Raw genomic sequence first — 16101 nt, 5'->3', positions numbered from 1 at the left:
TGTTGTAAGTGTTGGCGTGTGTGATTTTGGGGCGGGATTTTCGATGTTGGTTAGTTACGTTTTATTTCAACGCAAACCGACCTTGCTATTGCCCGTGCCATCTCACTGAAGATACGCCGCCATTGCGATCACCAATTCCGGCTCCAGCACATCTCAAGCGCCTCGCCCTGGTCGCCCACGGCCCGAAAGCCCAGACTCGCATACAGCGCCCGCGCTACCTCATTACCAGTGCGTACCCGCAGTTCGATTGCTGCTTCCTCGCTCTGGAGGGCATGCAACACCGCACGTGCCACGCCCTTCCTGCGCTGACCAACATCCACTGCAAGATCCACCACCCGCACGCCACCATCCATCCGCGCCAGCAGCACCCATGCCACCGGCCTGCCCCCATCTTCCAGCAGCCAAGATTGGAGATGCGGATAGCGCACTGCGTAGCCGGCGTCGCGCAGCCCTTCCTGATGACGCGCGATGCCCTCGATGACGCTGCGCGGTACCGGCAGCGCCCCCAGGTCGGGACGGCAGGCCAGATACAGCGCCGAAAGAAACGCCCGATCCCCCGCTTCGGGCGTCCGTGCGGAACACCGGCCGAAGCTGCGACTTGGCTGTGTGGTCACGCGGCGCGCGTCTGCCTGCCGGCCAACACCAGCGCCAACAGGCTGATCAACGCCGCCGCACTCAGGTAGTAGCCGACGTATTCCAGCCCATAATTCGCCCCCAGCCACATCGCGATATACGGCGCCAGCGAAGCGCCCAGGATGCTGGCGAAATTGAAGGTCAGCGAAGCACCGGTGTACCGCACCTCGGCCGGGAACAATTCGGCCAGCAGGGTACCCAGCGGACCATAGGTGAAGCCCACCAGGCACATGCCCAGCACCATGAAGAAGGTCACCGCGACCCAGCCGCCGGAACCGAAAAACGGCCCGTACAGCAAGCCGAACAGCGCGATCGCCCCGCTCACCAGCATCATCGCCGTGCGCCGGCCTTTGCTGTCGGCCAGCAGCGCCGACGGTGGAATCGTCAGGGCAAAGAAGATCACCGCGAACAGCTGCAGCAGCAGGAACTGCTGGCGCGTGAAGCCCAGCTGCGCCGTGCCCCAGCTGAGCGCGAACACGGTCATCAGATAGAACACGACGAACGTCGCCAGTGCGATCAGGGTGCCCAGCACCAAGGCGCGCCGGTGGTCGCGCATCACCGCTACCATCGGCACTTTCACGCGCGCCTTGCTGTCGAGGACCTTCTGGAAATCCGGAGTTTCGGTGATCTTCAGCCGCACGTACAGCCCGACCGCCACCAGCAGGGCGCTGGCCAGGAACGGGATGCGCCAGCCATAGCTGAAAAAGGCCGCGTCGCTCATCAGTTCGCCCAGCAGCAGGAAGGTGCCGCCGGACAGGAAGAAGCCGATCGGCGCGCCCAGTTGCGGGAACATGCCGTACCAGGCGCGCTTGCCGGGCGGCGCGTTCTCGGTGGCCAGCAGCACCGCCCCGCCCCATTCGCCGCCCAGGCCCAGCCCCTGGCCGAAACGGCACAGCGCCAGCAGCAAGGGCGCCGCCACGCCCACCTGGGCATAGGTCGGCAGCAGGCCGATCAGCACCGTGGACACGCCCATGGTCAGCAGCGCCGCCACCAGCGTTGCTTTCCTGCCGATGCGGTCGCCGAAGTGGCCGAATACGGCCGAGCCGATTGGACGCGCGAAAAAAGCGATGGCGAAGGTCGCCAGCGACTGCAGCACGGCGGCGCCGGGATCGGCGCTCGGGAAGAACAGCCGCGGAAACACCAGCACCGCGGCGGTGGCGTAGATGTAGAAGTCGTAGAACTCGATCGTGGTGCCGATCAGGCTGGCAAACAGGACGGTGCGCGGCTTGTTCGCGGGCACCGTTCCCGCGGCAGGTGCAGCCGGAGCAGACCCCACGCTCATGCGCCCGCCTTGGCCAGCGCTTCGCGCACCGCATCGGCGCTGTCGGGCCGCACCACGCGCGCCACTTCCTGGCCATCCTTCAGCACCACCACGCTCGGCCACAGCTTGATGCGGAACGACCGTCCCAGCGGCCGTCCCGGTCCGTCCTCGACCTTGACATGGCGCGCCTGCGGATAGTCGGCCAGGGCTTGCTCGATCAGCGGCTCGCCGGCGCGGCAATAGCCGCACCAGTTGGTGCCGAAGTCGAGCGCGACCACGCCGGGGGTGGCGTCGATGCTGCTGCGTTCGGGCTGGGCGGTTTCATACGGTGCGGTCATGGCTCGGTCTCCTCTGTTATAGGTCTATCAACGCCCTAAGCCTACCTCAAAACCGCCGCGCCGGCAGCACGCAGGCGCTGCCAATGCACCGGGATTGTCACGAAATCGTCCGGAGCGTGTGACACTTAACGGAAGACCCCGCCTTGCACTGTCACGCTGTAGTCAGGCTTATGCATAGGAGGTAACCATGTCCGACAATCTCAACGACCGTGGTCAGCAAGACCGTTCGCGCATCAACGTGCACGAAGAATGGGAAGTGCGTCACTGGACCGAGGCGCTCGGCGTCAGCCGCGAGCAGCTCGAGCGCGCGGTGCGCGACGTCGGCCCGAGCGTGAGCGCGGTGCGCGAGCACCTGGGCCGCCACTGATCCTGCGCCCGTAGCCAGGCCGATCGACATCGGCCCGCGCGGCCCGGCACCTGCCCGGGCCGCGCCTTCGATTATTTCTGCCGCGCCGGCATCGACCGGCGCCGCCAAGCTATGCCCTGGTGGCATGCAGTGTGAGCATGCGGTGCGCATGCGCCGCATGCCGCCCATCGGCCAAAACCCTGCTGTCGGCCCGTGCGCCGGCACTCCCCTTGCAAGGAGTCCGGATGAATCTCCACACCTATATCGAATCGTTCGACATCACGCTCACCAATGCCGTCGTCGCCCTGCTGGCGGCGGCCCTCAGCTTCGTCCTGATGCAGGGCGCGGTCTCGATCACCCGCAAGCGCCTGGGCGCCCTGAGCGACGAGCGCGCGCACCGGCCGCTGGCCGAGGTGCTGCGCAAGACGCTGGCGCGCACCAGCGGCCTGGCGATCGCCGTCACCGCCGCCCTGGTCGGCCTGTCGGTGCTCGACCTGCCCGAACCGTGGAACGGGCGCGTGGCGCATCTGTGGTTCTTCACGCTCGGGATCCAGATCGCGCTCTACCTGCACCGCGCGGTCACGGTCGGCATTCACCAGTATGTGCGCCTGAACGGCCGCAGCGGCGCCGCGCCCACGTTCACCGTAGCCCATACCCTGATGCGCTGGCTGCTGCAGACCATCGTCTGGGTGATCTTCGGCCTGACCCTGCTGGCCAATCTCGGCATCAACGTCACCACCTTCGTGGCCAGCCTCGGCATCGGCGGCATCGCCATCGCGCTGGCGGTGCAGACGGTGCTGGGCGACCTGCTGGCGTCGCTGTCGATCGCGGCCGACAAGCCGTTCGAGGTGGGCGACTTCGTCTCGGTCGGCGGCAACGCCGGCACCATCGAGCACGTCGGCCTGAAGACCACCCGCATCCGCGCTCTCGGCGGCGAGCAGATCGTGATCGCCAACGCCGAGATGCTGCGCCAGACGGTGTTCAACTTCAAGCGCATGAATACGCGCCGCATCCTGTTCTCGCTGCGCGTCAATCCGACCACGCCGGTGGAACTGGCCGAGCAGGTGCCCGAGCGCCTGCGCGCCATCGTCGAGAAGAACGAGATCGCCAGATTCGACCGCGCGCACCTGAAGACCGTCGACCCGAATTGGCTCGAGTACGAAGTGGTCTACATCATGCAGGACGCGAACTACAACCGCTACATGGACGTCCAGCAGGCCATCAATTTCGACGCCATGCGCCTGTTCGAGGAACTCGGCATCTCGACCGGCCCGCGTCCGCAGCCGCTGCTGGTGCGCGAGCTGCAGGACCAGCCACGGCCCGCCACCGACAGCGATGCCGAAGCGGACGACGGCGCAGGCGCGCTACGTCATTTTGCACACTGATCCACACTGGCCTTTCATTGCACCACCACCGACCAACCTCTCGACAAGGAGCGACTGTATGAACATGCCACCGCAACAGCAGCAACCACCAGGTAGCGAGAAGGAACTGACCCCGCAGGCCGACCACGGCGAATCCAGCTACCGCGGATCCGGCCGCCTGCAGGACAAGGCCACCGTGATCACCGGCGCCGACAGCGGCATCGGGCGCGCGGTCGCGCTGGCGTTCGCGCGCGAAGGCGCCGACGTCCTGATTTCCTACCTCAACGAACATGACGACGCCAGGGAGACCGCACGCCTGGTCGAGGAAGCCGGCCGCCGCGCCGTGCTGGTGCCGGGCGACCTGGCCGACCCGGCGCACTGCCGCGCCATCATCGACAAGGCGGTGCAGGAATTCGGCCGCATCGACGTGCTGGTCAACAACGCCGCCTTCCAGATGTCGCACGAATCGATCGAAGACATCCCTGACGAGGAATGGGACCACACCTTCAAGGTCAATATCAGCGCCATGTTCCACACCTGCAAGGCAGCGGTGAAACACATGAAGCCGGGTTCCTCGATCATCAACACCACTTCGATCAACTCGGACAAACCGGTGCCGACCCTGCTGGCCTACGCCACCACCAAGGGCGCGATCGCCAACTTCACCGCCGGCCTGGCCCAGCTGCTGGCCGACAAAGGCATCCGCGCCAACTCGGTGGCGCCGGGCCCGATCTGGACGCCGTTGATCCCCTCGACCATGCCGCCCGACCAGGTCGAGAGCTTCGGCAGCCAGGTGCCGATGAAGCGCGCCGGCCAGCCGAAGGAAGTCGCGCCGGCGTTCGTGATGCTGGCCTCGGACGAAGCGAGCTACATCTCGGGCGCGCGCATCGCCGTCACCGGCGGCACGCCGATCCTGTAATCCCATTGGGAGGCTCGCTGCGGGCGGGCCTCCTGCGGTTCCGACGCCGCGTGTTCGGCGCGGCGCGCTGCGCTTCCCGGCTTGCACCCCGGATCGGGCAAGGTACAATTCGCATTGCCCGGCATGGCGCAACACTTCCACTGCTTCCTGCCATGTTCGCACTTGCAGAACCGGCTCCCGCTCCACAATGCATACCTATACTTCATTGCCCTCGACGGCCGCCGCATGCGCGCGGATCAGCCGGTGAGCCGACCCGCCGAACTGGCGCGCCGCGCCATCATCGCCTTCTGCGCGGGAACGATCCTGCTGATTTGCCTGGCATTCGCTGCCGTGGCAGTTTGGGTGATGCCCGGGCAAGACGATATCAGCCAAAAGATCTGGAAACTGGAACTCGAGTCGAGCGACGGAACGTTGCGCCTGGCCGACGCGGTTCCCGGCGAGTGGGATTACGTCCATGTGTTCGGCCCGTATGCGCCGCGCAGCCATGTATGCAGCATCCTCGGGGTTGCGCCGGGCGCCTGCTCCAGGGTGGTTCCGTTCGAGTCAGGCGACGACGGCGAGATGTCGCTGGCATTCGTCGCCGGCGGACAGGTCGTGCGCTACGTGCGGCACACGGCCGGCAACGGCGACTTCAGCCCGGTTGCGGACGGCAAGCCGGTAGCGCGGGCACAGGCGGTGTACCGCATCCTGCCGGGTGCTCCGCGCTATAACGGTCGCCGTTCGCTCCAGTTCGTGCCGTTAACCGCAACACCCTCGCGCCCCGGCGGCCATGGCATACTGCCGGAGTAGCGAAACCAGATGCCGCCATGAACCACAGCGCCGCCTCCCCGTCCGAACCCGCCGCGACCACACGGCGCACGCTCATTGTCGTCCTCACCGCGGTGGCGATGCTGGCCTTCGCCGCCAACTCGCTGCTGGCCCGGCTCGCGTTCCAGACCAGCGCCATCGACGCCGCCGGCTTCACGGCGATCCGCATCATCGCCGGCGCACTCACCCTGCTCGCCATCGCGCGGCTGCAGCGCCAGCCGCTTGCACTGCCGCGCGGCGCGCCGTACTCGGCCGCCCTGCTGTTCGTCTATGCGGCGGCGTTTTCCTTTGCCTACCGCGACATCGGCACCGGCGCCGGCGCGCTGGTGCTGTTCGCCTCGGCCCAGCTGGTCATGATCGGCTATGGCCTGGTGAAAGGCGAACGCGCCAGCGTGCCCGGCCTGCTGCTGGCGCTGGGCGGGCTGGCCGCCTTCCTGCTGCCGTCGGCATCCAGCCCGCCGCTTGGCGCCGCGCTGCTGATGGCGCTGGCCGGCTGCGCCTGGGGCGGCTTTTCGCTGCTCGGACGGACGGCCGGGCCGCCGGTAATTAATACCGCCGCCAGCTTTTTGCTGGCGGTGCCGCTGGCGCTGGCCTTGCTGCTGCTCCAGCGCGATGCGCTGGTGTTCGACCCGCTGGGCGCGGCCTACGCCGTCGTTTCCGGCAGCATCACCTCGGCCCTTGGCTACGCAGTCTGGTACTGGGTGCGCAGCCGCCTGAGCGCGATTGGCGCCGGCGCGGTGCAGCTGTCGGTACCGGTGATCGGCGCCGTCATGGGCCTGCTGTTCTTGGGCGAGCGGATGAGCGCGTGGAGCGTCGGCGCAGGACTGGCGACGCTGGCCGGCGTGGCCTGGGTGATGCTCAGTGCGAAGAAGGCGGCGCCGAGGTAGCAATCCGGACGGGCGACCCCATGTGGCTTGCATGACCACATTTGCGGACCCGCCATGCGAACCTTCCTGCGCAGCCTCTTCGTCGCGACTTTCCTGATCCTGGGCTGGGGCCTGCTGGAGCCGGCCATCGAACGCGCCATGTACACGGCGCGCCTGACGGCGATGCCGACGCCGGACGCGCTGGCGATGCCGGTCGAGGGCGTGCTGCGGCGCGAGCTGCGCGATACCTGGCACGGCGCGCGCAGCGAAGGCCGCAAGCACGAAGGCATCGACATCTTCGCCAGGCGCGGCACGCCGGTGAAATCGAGCACCGAGGGCATCGTGATGCGGGTCGGCACCAACCGCCTGGGCGGGCTGGTGGTGTGGGTGATGGGACCGGGCGGCCAGCGTCATTACTATGCCCACCTGGACCGCTATGCCGGCGTGACGGCCGGCATGCGCATCGAGACCGGCCACGTGCTGGGCTATGTCGGCAACACCGGCAACGCCGCCGGCACCCCGCCGCACCTGCATTACGGCGTGTACGAAAGCGGCGGCGCGATCAATCCCTATCCGTTGCTGCGCGCCCAGCCTGCCAGGACTGCCGCGCTCAGTACAGCTCCTGGCGCGGATCGATCCGCGCCGGTTCGCCCGGGGACGGGTTCTGGCTCTGCCCCTGATAAGTAGGTGGTGGCGGCACATCCGGCGGCGGCACGTCGACCGGCTCGAACGATTCGATCGGCTGCGACGATTCCACCGGCGGCGCTTCGACCGGTTCGATCACCTCGATCGCCTCCTCGGCGCCGAATTCGTCCGGCACCTCGAACACTTCTTCCGGCGGCTCCTCGTAACGGCGCGGCTCCGGCTTGCGTCCACCCGGGAACAGCGCCTGGGCGTCGATGCTGCCGCCTTCCAGCGCGCTCTTGAAGAAGTCGCCCACCAGCAGCGCCGCGTTGTGCCCGCCCTGGCCCCAGTAGGTGCTGCGGATCGTCACGCGGTTGTCGTTGAAGCCGACCCAGGCGCCCGCCACCAGGTTCGGGTGCATCAGGATGAACCAGCCGTCGGTGTTGTTCTGGGTAGTGCCGGTCTTGCCGGCCACGTCGCCATAGATGCCGAAGCGGTAGCGCACGCCGCCGCCGGTGCCGCGGTTGACCACGCCGCGCAGCATGTCGATCAGCGCGATGGCCGATTGCTGCGACATGGCGCGTTCCGGCGCGCCGGTGCTGAAGTCGGCAATCACCTGGCCGTCGCGGTCTTCGATGCTGCGCACGATCACCGGCTTGTGGTACTGGCCCTGGGCCGCGATGGTGGAATAGGTGCTGACCATCTCCAGGAGCGTGACCGGGCTGGTGCCCAGCGCCAGCGACGGCACCGCTTCCAGCTTGCTCTGGCGGATGCCCATGCTTTGCGCCAGGCGCACCACCGGCTGCACCCCGACTTCCTGCATCACCTGGGCGGTGATGGTGTTTTTTGAAAACACCAGGCCTTCGCTCATCGGCATCAGGCGGCCGCTGTTGCCGCTCATGTCGGTCGGCTTCCAGACGCTGCCGCCGGCGCCGCGGAATTCCTGCACCACGTCGCGGTAGGCCTGGTCCGGCGCAATGCCGCGTTCCAGTGCGGCGCCATACACGATCGGCTTGAAGGTCGATCCTGGCTGACGCGCGGCCTGCGCTACGTGGTCGAACTGGTCCTTGTCGAAGTCGCGGCTGCCGACCCAGGCGCGCACCTCGCCATTGGTCGGATCGACCGCGACGAAGCCGGCTTCCAGGCGCGCCTTGGCGCTTTTCAGGGCGGCCAGGAATTTACGGTCGCCCTTCAGGCGCTTGAGCGCCGCCGCCGGGGCTTCGCCCTCTTCCACCGCGCGCCGGTATTCGCCGCTTTCGCGCACGAACGCGTCGAGGATCTGCGGATGCGAATTCCAGTAGTACCTGAACGGCTCCAGGCTGGAGCGCATCGAGGTGTACATGCCGGTCGAGGTCGAGCGCGCCACGCTCGGCAGCGCCCACTCGACGTCGGCGATCGCCTGCAGCGTGCTGGCCTGGCGCTCCACCGCGCGCTCGGCCGCCGCCTGCAGATTGGCGTCGAGCGTGGTGCGCACCACCAGGCCGTCGAGCTGCAGGTCGTAGTCGTTCTCGTCGGCCCACTCCTGCAGCCACTTGCGCACGTAGGCGGTGAAGTGGTTGTCCTTGCCGCTGCGGTCCGGCAGGCGCGCGAAGCGCAGGCGCAGCGGACGTTTCACCAGCGCCTGGTAGCGCGCCTCGCTGATCACCGCGTGTTTGCGCATCTGGCCCAGCACCACGTTGCGGCGCGCGCGCGAGCGCTCCGGCTTGGTCACCGGATTGTAGTAGTGGGTGCCCTTCAGCATGCCGACCAGGGTAGCTGCTTCCAGAACGTCCAGCTTCAAGGCCGGTTTGCCGAAATAGGTGCGCGCCGCCATCTCGATACCGTAGGCGTTGTACAGGAACGGCACCGTGTTCAGGTAGGCTTCCAGAATCTCGGTCTTGCTGTAGGTGTTCTCGATCTTGATCGCGGTGATCAGTTCCTTCATCTTGCGGTTGATGCTGCGGCTGCGCCCGATCTCCTTGGGGAACATATTGCGCGCCAGCTGCTGGGTAATGGTCGAGCCGCCCTGCGAGTCGCCCTTCAAGGTGGCCCAGGCCGCGCCGGCGACGCGCCGGAAGTCGACCCCGTGGTGACCGTAAAAGCGGTGGTCTTCGGTGGCGATCAGGGCGTCGACCACGTGCGGCGAGATCTGCGACAGTTTGACGCGCTCCTGCAGGCCCTGCTCGAAGGTGCCGAGCTTCTTGCCGTCGCTCGAGAGGATCACGCTCGGGCGCGAGGAGCTGGCCTGCTGCAGGTCGTCGATGCCGGGCGTAAGCGGGATCAGCACCAAGAGCCAGACGAAGAAGGCCGACAGGCCGGCGGCCGCGCTCCACAGCGCCAGCAGTGCGATCTTGACCGGCAGCGGACGGCCATGCAGGCGCTGGCGCGCGCCGGCGTGGACCGCGCCGGCGCCGGTCGAGGCGGCGGCGAACAGGCGCCGCGCACCGCGCTGCAGGCGCTCCTTGAGATCGTTGGCCCGGGACGGGGAATCGCTGCGCGCGGCGGTTGGCGCTTCATGTTCCTGGTCGGTGTTCTTGTTCTCCTGGTGCTGGTCCACGCGTCGTCCTTGCCTGCAAATTCGTCAATATCCGGCAAGTATAGCCGACCCGGGCCGACCGCCAAGCGCGCCACGGTTCGGCTCGGATCAGCGCCCGACCCCGCGCCGGATCACACCGTCGGCACCGGCTCGGCGCGGCGCGCGCGCAGCAGCGGCTCGAGCGCTTCCACCGTCTGCGGCTGGCCGTAGATATAGCCCTGCACCTCGTCGCAGCCGCAGCCGCGCAGGTAGTCGAGCTGCTCGATCGTCTCGACGCCCTCGGCGATCACCCCCATGCGCAGGCCGTGCGCGAGCGAGACGATGGCGTGCACCAGCGCCGCGCCGTCGGCACTGCCGGCGATGTCGTGCACGAAGGAGCGGTCGATCTTGAGCACGTCCACCGGCAGGCGCTTCAGGTACGACAGGCTCGAGTAGCCGGTGCCGAAGTCGTCGATCGAGATCTTGACGCCCATCCCCTTCAGGCACAGCATGGTCTGGATCGCAGCCTCGACGTCGGTCACCATCATGCTTTCGGTCAGCTCGATCTCGAGCGAATCGGGAGCCAGCCCGGTTTCTTCCAGCACCCGGGCCACGGTCGCCACCAGGTCGGGCTCGGCGAACTGGCGCGCCGACAGATTCACCGCCACCCGTAGCGGACCGTAGCCGGCACGCTGCCAGCGCCGGTTCTGCAGGCAGGCGGCGCGCAGCACCCAGGCGCCGATCGGGACGATCAGGCCGGTCTCTTCGGCCAGCGCGATGAAGCGGTCCGGGCGCACCGTGCCGAGCAGCGGGTGGCGCCAGCGGATCAGCGCTTCGGTGCCCACCACCAGCCCGCTCGACAGGTCCACCTGGGGCTGGAAGTGCAGCTCGAACTGGCCTTCCTGCAGCGCGTGGCGCAGCGCGCCTTCCAGCGCCAGGCGGTCGAAGGCCTGGGCGTTCATGTACGGCGCGTAGAACTGCACGCCGTTGCGCCCGCCGCTCTTGGCGCGGTACATCGCGATCTCGGCATGCTTGACCAGGGTATCGGGATCGGCGCCGTCGACCGGATACGCGGCCACCCCGGCGCTGCAGCCGAACACCAGCTGCTGCTGCCCTTGCACCTGCAGCGGGCCGGCGATGGCGTCGCGCACCGCCTGGATCCGGGCCGCCGCCTGGCGCTCGTCGGCGCAGCCGCACAGCACCAGCACGAAGTCGTCGCCGCCGACTCGGGCCGCGGTGTCGAGCGGACGCAGCGCGCCCTTGATGCGCGCGGCCAGCGCGCGCAGCAGGTCGTCGCCGGCGCGCCTGCCCAGCGTGTCGTTGATCAGCTTGAAGTGATCGAGGTCGAGCGACACCACCCACACCGGGGTGTCGCCGGCGCTGGCGATGGCGCGCTCGATGCGGTCGGCCAGCAGCACCCGGTTGGCCAGGCCGGTGAGCGTATCGTAATGGGCGCGGTGCTCCAGTTCGGCCTCGTAGCGCTTGGCGGTGGTGACGTCGTAGACGATCACCACGAAGTGATCGATGCCGTCGCCCGGCTGGCGCACCGGCGCCACGTGCACGTCGCTCACCAGCTCGGCGCCGTCGCGGGTGCGCTGGGTCACCAGCGCGCGCCCCTGGCGCCCCTCGTGCAGGGCCATGCGCAGCTCCTGCACCGCCGGCAGGCCGGCATCCAGTCCGGCCAGGGTCTTGAGCGGCTGGCCTTCCAGCTCGGCCGCGGGAATCCGGAACATGCGCTCGCAGGCCGGGTTGGCGTAGTCGATCGGATAGCCGGGACGGCGCGCGTCGACCAATAAAATCGGATTGGCCGCCGACTCCATCGCGCGCCGGTACAGCCGCAGGTCGCCGGTGGCGCGATTGAGCGCGGCGGTGCGCTGCTCGACCAGGGCCTCGATACGGCGCGTGCGCGCGACTCTGCCCTGCACCAGCGCGCCGGCGGCGACGCTCAGCACCACCCCCAGCAGTAGCGTCGCCAGCTCGGCGGTGTGGCTGGCCAGCGCAGCCGGCGGTTCTTCGATCACCAGCTGCCACGGGCTGCCGGCGATATCGAACTCTTCCACGTGGCGCAGCGCCATGCCGTCGATCAGCTGCTCCCAGCGGCTGCCGGGCGCGGCCAGGGTGCCGTGCTGGTAGGCGGTAACGATATTGCCGTGCGCGTCCGGACCGCGCAGCGACATCGCCACCCCGTTGCCGTCGAGCAGGCGCACCGCCGACAGCGAACCGCCGATCAGCAGGCCGACATCGAGCACCACCTCGGTGTCGCCGACCACGCTGGCGCGCCGCTCGGCCATGTTGGCGGGACGCACGCCCGGCCGGTACACCGGCAGCACGATCAACAGGCCGTGACGGCGCCCGCCCCCCTGCAGCAGATCGATCACCGGGCTCGAGGCCGGTTCGCCGCTGTCGATCGCGCGCTGAGTGTAGCTGCGCTGGACCGGATACGACCAGGCGTCGTAGCCATAGGTGACTTCATTGCCCTCGATCGGCGACACGTAGTCGTTGACCAGGTAGCGCTCGCGCCGCGCGGCGCGCACCAGGGTACCGCCGGGGCCGCGCTCGCGGATCTCGAAGCCGGGCCAGCCGAGCGCGCGCTCGGCCTCGAACGCCGGGCGCTCGGCATCGCTGACGAAGCGGTGAAAGACCAGCGCCTGCAGGTAGTCGTGGCGCGCCGCCATCGGTGCGGCAAAGGCGTCGAACTCGGCGCGCGTGACGCCGGTGGAAGCACTGAAGAACAGGTTGACGGCGCGCAGCGCATCGGTGGCTTCGCCGAAGGCGCGCGTGACGCCGGCCACCCGTACCGCGGTGCGCTGCACGAACTCGGCGCGGCTGCGCTCGTATTCCATCTTGCGCACCGCGCCGCACAGGGCGCCGGTCAGGACCAGGCCGAGCACACAGGTGGCCAGCGCGGCGCGCGACAGGTCGCGGCCCCGGCCCTGGCTGGTGCTGGCGGATGCGCGTTGCATATGCCGATGCTAGCGCAGATCGGTGCGCGCGGGCGCAAATGCGGGAGCGATAAATCGCCACTCGTCGAGTGTCGGATTCTTTTGCGACATTTACTCCAGGACCGAATTTCGGGATCGGGCTGCGCGCCGGGCGCCGATGGATTATCATCATGCCATGTCGCCTGATTCCCTTCTTTTGCCCAAGGACGCACCGCCGCAGCGCGTGTTGCGCCAGTTCCGCATCGTGTTCAACGCCGTCAAGACCCACTTCCGCCAGCTCGAGCGCGAATCCGGTCTGGGAGGAGCCCAGGTCTGGGCGCTGTCGGTGATCGACAGCCAGCCCGGCATCGGCGCCACCAGCCTGGCACGCGCGCTCGACATCCACCAGTCCACCGCCAGCAACCTGGTGCGCGGCCTGGTCGAACGCGGCTATGTCGGCACCGCGCGCGAAGGCAGCGACCGGCGCAGCGTGGCGCTGCGCATCCTGCCGCCGGGGAAAGAAATCCTGCTGCGCGCGCCGGCGCCGCTGGCCGGGGTGCTGCCCAATGCCCTGGCCAGCCTCGACGACGACACCCTGCTGCGCCTGGAGCAGGATCTGGCGCGCCTGATCGAGCGGCTCGACACCGACGAGTCGGCCGGCAAGATTCCGCTCGGCCAGTCGTAAGCCACCCTCGTCGGCGAGCGGCAGTTGCTGCCGCCCTGCTCTACTTCAGGCGTCGGCGCCGCGGAAGCGCCGCAGCGCCAGGTTGACCAGCGATTCGACACTGCCTTCGCGCTCGTGTACCGCGCGCAGCTGCGAGGCGTCGCCGCCGTCGCGCGCCACCTGCGCCAGGTGCGTCAGGGCCGCGCCCGCGCCGAGCCGTTCGGCATGCGGCGCGATGCGCTCCAGCGTGCCCAGGATATCGTCGCGCAGCAGCCGTGACTCGTGCGCCTGCGGCAGCACGATCGACCCTTCCAGCCCGAAGCGGCAGGCCTGGAAACGGTTGTAGTTGTAGACCAGGTAGTCGTCCTCGCGCGGCGGGGGCTCGTTGCCTTCCAGCAGATAGCTGCACAGCGCCTGCAGATAGCCGGCCAGCGCCGCCGCGTGCTCGACCGTAAGCGGCGTGTCGCACACGCGCAGTTCGATGGTGCCGTATTCCGGCTTCGGGCGCAGGTCCCAGTAAAAGTCCTTCATGCTGCGCACGATGCCGGTGTCTTCCATGCGCTTGAAGTAGTCGCGCTCGAAGTCCTCCCACTTCAGGAGAAACGGCGCCCGGCCCGACAGCGGAAACGCGAACACCGAGTTCAGGCGCGCCGACTGGAACGCGGTGTCGCTGCCCTGCAGGAAGGGCGACGAAGCCGACAGCGCGATGAAGTGCGGGATGTAACGGTTCAGCGCATGCAGCAGGAACAGCGCCTGGTCGCCGTTGCCGCAGCCGATGTGCACGTGCTGGCCGAATACGGTGAACTGCTTGGCCAGGTAGCCGTACAGGCTCGAGACTTCCTTGAAGCGCGGCTTTTCATAGATGCGGCGCTGCGACCATTGCTGGAACGGGTGGGTACCGCCGCCGGCCAGGCCGACGTTCAGGCGGTCACCCGCTGCCAGCAGGGTGTCGCGGATCAGGCGCAGTTCTTCCACCAGCGGCGCGTAGTGCGTGTGCACGCTGCTGTTCACCTCGATCATGCTCTGGGTGATTTCCGGCGTCACCGCGCCCGGGAACGGCTTGCGGCTCAAGAGGTCCAGCATGTCGGGCGAAGCCGGCGCCAGGTCGAAGTCGGACAGGCCGACCAGCTGCAGCTCGAGCTCGACGCCCATCGTGAGCGGCGAGGAAGTGGCGAATTCAGGCAACGGCATCGGTCTTCTCCTTCGGTTGTTCCGGATTTGTGCCCGGATTTGCGCCCGGATGCTGGCTCGACTCGCGCGCCGCCGCCAGCGCGCGCTGGGTCAGCACCGGCGCCAGCACCTCGGCCAGGATCGCCATCGCCGCCAGCGGCGCCAGGCTGTCGAACAGGTCCACGCCCAGGCGCCGGGTCTGCTCCACCATGACGATGGTGAACACCGCCATCGGCATGATGGCGACCCCGGTCAGCGCGCCCTTGCGCGCCGAAATGCCGGACGCGCGCGCGGTGGCCGTGCACACCGCCACCTTCACCAGTGCGCGCACCAGCAGCAAGAGCAGGCCGAGCATGAAGCCTTCGAACACCGAGAACCATTCGACGGTGGTGGCCACGAAAAAGAACAGCAGCACCGCCAGCAGGTCACCCAGGGCGCCGAAGTTGCGCTGCGCCGGGCTGAGGGTAATGCGGCGGTGGCGCGCCACCAGGCCGAAGGTCAGCGCGGCCAGCACCGGCGACAGGCGCAGCACGTGGGTGATCGCCACCAGCAGGAACACGGCGACGGCGAAGGTCAGGGTGGCGTCGGCGCGCGCATGGCCGACCAGGCGCTGCCACAGCGGCACCAGGAAGCCAAAAGCAGCGCCCAGGCCGCTGGATGCGGCCAGCACCACCAGCCCGGCCCAGCCGGCGTGGACTACGTCGCCCGAGGTCTGGAACACGCCGACCCCGACCGTGACGTTAAAGACGAACACCGCCAGCACGCAGTTCATCGCGGTCAGGTGCATGGCGCGCTCGGTCACCTGGCCGGCACCGCCCTCCTCGTTGATGACGCGCAGCAGGCCGGCAGGCGAACTGGCCATGGCCAGCGCCGCCAGCAGGCAGCTCGACAGCGGCGCCACGCCGCAGGCGCGCGACACCAGGTACACCGCGGCCCAGGTCAGCGCCGATTCGAGCAGCGCCGTGAGCGGCAGCCAGGGATTGATGCGCAGCCAGCGCAGGTTGATGCGGTAGCCGAGCTCGAACAGCATCAGACCAAAGCCCAGGTTGGCCAGCATGAGGAAGGCGTCGGCGTAGGCCGGTGGCAGGTAGCCGGCCGCCAAATTGCCGAAAATGAAGCCGCACAGGCCGTACACCGCGATACGCGGCACCGAGGCCCAGCGGTACAGCAGCTCGCCGGCCATCCAGGCCAGCGTCAGTGCCAGCGGCCAGGCCAGGGCGTCGGTCAGGGACAGCAATTCACGCATGGAGCATCTCCGGTAGGGGCACCGGGAGCGGCGGGTAGCCGCGCGGCGCGGTGATCCGGCTGGCATGGGGCTGGCGGGTGGACCAGTCAGGCCATGGTCGCGGCTGCGCTCTGGGAAGTGCGCGTCGACCGTCGAAAAAATGTCCCCCGGCGGACGCCTGGGGGACGAAAAGAAACGGTGTGAGCCGCCTCATCGCTGATCGGGCAACCGGAACTGCGGGCCGGTCGCCACTTAGCTATATTGCCCTAGAAATATAACGAAGGCAACCCTATTTGTGGAAATGTGTTTACATTGATTGCCGCTGCCACCTGTGCGATGCAGCACAATGGCGCCGATATCACTGCGGTAGCGGGCGCGAAGCCGTATCTTGCAGTGCAGCACGGTATCTTGCACGGCGCCGGTTTTATCAGGTGCGGCGGCCTATCGTCGCCCAATATTATCATCGGGG

14 protein-coding genes are annotated in these 16101 nt (G+C 68.2%); 7 read left to right on the top strand and 7 right to left on the bottom strand.

From position 1 onward, the window contains the following. Positions 1 to 128: 128 nt before the first annotated feature. The 3 genes from RTQ83_RS20640 to RTQ83_RS20630 are packed head-to-tail and all read right to left on the bottom strand — an operon-like array spanning position 129 to position 2232. Positions 129 to 614 (bottom strand): GNAT family N-acetyltransferase, encoded by a 486-nt coding sequence (locus RTQ83_RS20640; RefSeq protein ID WP_312518757.1) that lies wholly within the window; start codon positions 612 to 614, stop codon positions 129 to 131. Beyond that, positions 611 to 1915 (bottom strand): MFS transporter, encoded by a 1305-nt coding sequence (locus RTQ83_RS20635; RefSeq protein ID WP_312518754.1) that lies wholly within the window; start codon positions 1913 to 1915, stop codon positions 611 to 613. The genes RTQ83_RS20640 and RTQ83_RS20635 overlap by 4 nt, the downstream gene beginning before the upstream one ends. Beyond that, positions 1912 to 2232 (bottom strand): thioredoxin family protein, encoded by a 321-nt coding sequence (locus RTQ83_RS20630; RefSeq protein ID WP_312518751.1) that lies wholly within the window; start codon positions 2230 to 2232, stop codon positions 1912 to 1914. The genes RTQ83_RS20635 and RTQ83_RS20630 overlap by 4 nt, the downstream gene beginning before the upstream one ends. A 187-nt stretch (positions 2233 to 2419) precedes the next feature. Between RTQ83_RS20630 and RTQ83_RS20625 the strand changes: the two genes are divergently transcribed. From RTQ83_RS20625 to RTQ83_RS20600, 6 genes are all read left to right on the top strand, one after another. Then, complete coding sequence (locus tag RTQ83_RS20625; protein ID WP_312518748.1) at positions 2420 to 2599, top strand: DUF3606 domain-containing protein; 180 nt, start codon at positions 2420 to 2422, stop codon at positions 2597 to 2599. A 224-nt stretch (positions 2600 to 2823) separates the two neighbouring features. Next, on the top strand, positions 2824 to 3963 hold the full coding sequence (locus RTQ83_RS20620; RefSeq protein WP_312518745.1) for a mechanosensitive ion channel family protein: 1140 nt from the start codon (positions 2824 to 2826) through the stop codon (positions 3961 to 3963). 58 nt (positions 3964 to 4021) lie between these two features. Next, positions 4022 to 4861, top strand: coding sequence for a glucose 1-dehydrogenase (locus tag RTQ83_RS20615; RefSeq protein ID WP_312518743.1), 840 nt, complete (start codon positions 4022 to 4024; stop codon positions 4859 to 4861). A gap of 123 nt (positions 4862 to 4984) precedes the next feature. Beyond that, positions 4985 to 5650, top strand: a complete 666-nt coding sequence (locus RTQ83_RS20610; RefSeq protein WP_312518740.1) for a hypothetical protein — start codon at positions 4985 to 4987, stop codon at positions 5648 to 5650. Between the two features lie 17 nt (positions 5651 to 5667). After that, the gene (locus RTQ83_RS20605) at positions 5668 to 6555 is read left to right on the top strand and encodes a DMT family transporter (protein WP_312518737.1); all 888 of its coding nucleotides are present in this window, start codon (positions 5668 to 5670) and stop codon (positions 6553 to 6555) included. Between the two features lie 54 nt (positions 6556 to 6609). After that, the gene (locus RTQ83_RS20600; protein ID WP_312518734.1) at positions 6610 to 7221 is read left to right on the top strand and encodes a M23 family metallopeptidase; all 612 of its coding nucleotides are present in this window, start codon (positions 6610 to 6612) and stop codon (positions 7219 to 7221) included. On the opposite strand, the gene RTQ83_RS20595 is transcribed toward RTQ83_RS20600, so the two are convergent. Next, positions 7145 to 9694, bottom strand: a complete 2550-nt coding sequence (locus RTQ83_RS20595; protein WP_312518731.1) for a penicillin-binding protein 1A — start codon at positions 9692 to 9694, stop codon at positions 7145 to 7147. The genes RTQ83_RS20600 and RTQ83_RS20595 overlap by 77 nt on opposite strands. Before the next feature lie 110 nt (positions 9695 to 9804). Then, positions 9805 to 12615, bottom strand: a complete 2811-nt coding sequence (locus RTQ83_RS20590) for an EAL domain-containing protein (protein ID WP_312518729.1) — start codon at positions 12613 to 12615, stop codon at positions 9805 to 9807. Between the two features lie 154 nt (positions 12616 to 12769). Here RTQ83_RS20590 and RTQ83_RS20585 point away from each other — a divergent pair, with 154 nt between their 5' ends. Further along, complete coding sequence (locus RTQ83_RS20585) at positions 12770 to 13258, top strand: MarR family winged helix-turn-helix transcriptional regulator (RefSeq protein WP_312518726.1); 489 nt, start codon at positions 12770 to 12772, stop codon at positions 13256 to 13258. Positions 13259 to 13303: 45 nt separating this feature from the next. Here the strand turns inward: RTQ83_RS20585 and RTQ83_RS20580 are convergent, their stop codons facing one another. Both RTQ83_RS20580 and RTQ83_RS20575 read right to left on the bottom strand, forming a co-directional pair. After that, the gene (locus tag RTQ83_RS20580; RefSeq protein WP_312518724.1) at positions 13304 to 14428 is read right to left on the bottom strand and encodes a YbdK family carboxylate-amine ligase; all 1125 of its coding nucleotides are present in this window, start codon (positions 14426 to 14428) and stop codon (positions 13304 to 13306) included. Next, a complete protein-coding gene (locus RTQ83_RS20575) occupies positions 14415 to 15653 on the bottom strand; it encodes a cation:proton antiporter (protein ID WP_312518721.1) in 1239 nt (412 codons plus the stop codon). Before RTQ83_RS20575 ends, RTQ83_RS20580 begins: the two co-directional genes overlap by 14 nt. Positions 15654 to 16101: the final 448 nt, after the last annotated feature.

It is taken from the genome of Massilia sp. (assembly GCF_031995545.1).
Taxonomy (GTDB): domain Bacteria; phylum Pseudomonadota; class Gammaproteobacteria; order Burkholderiales; family Burkholderiaceae_D; genus Telluria.
The sequence above is the reverse complement of the archived record's forward strand: the minus strand, read 5'-3'. Positions and strand labels throughout refer to the sequence as shown.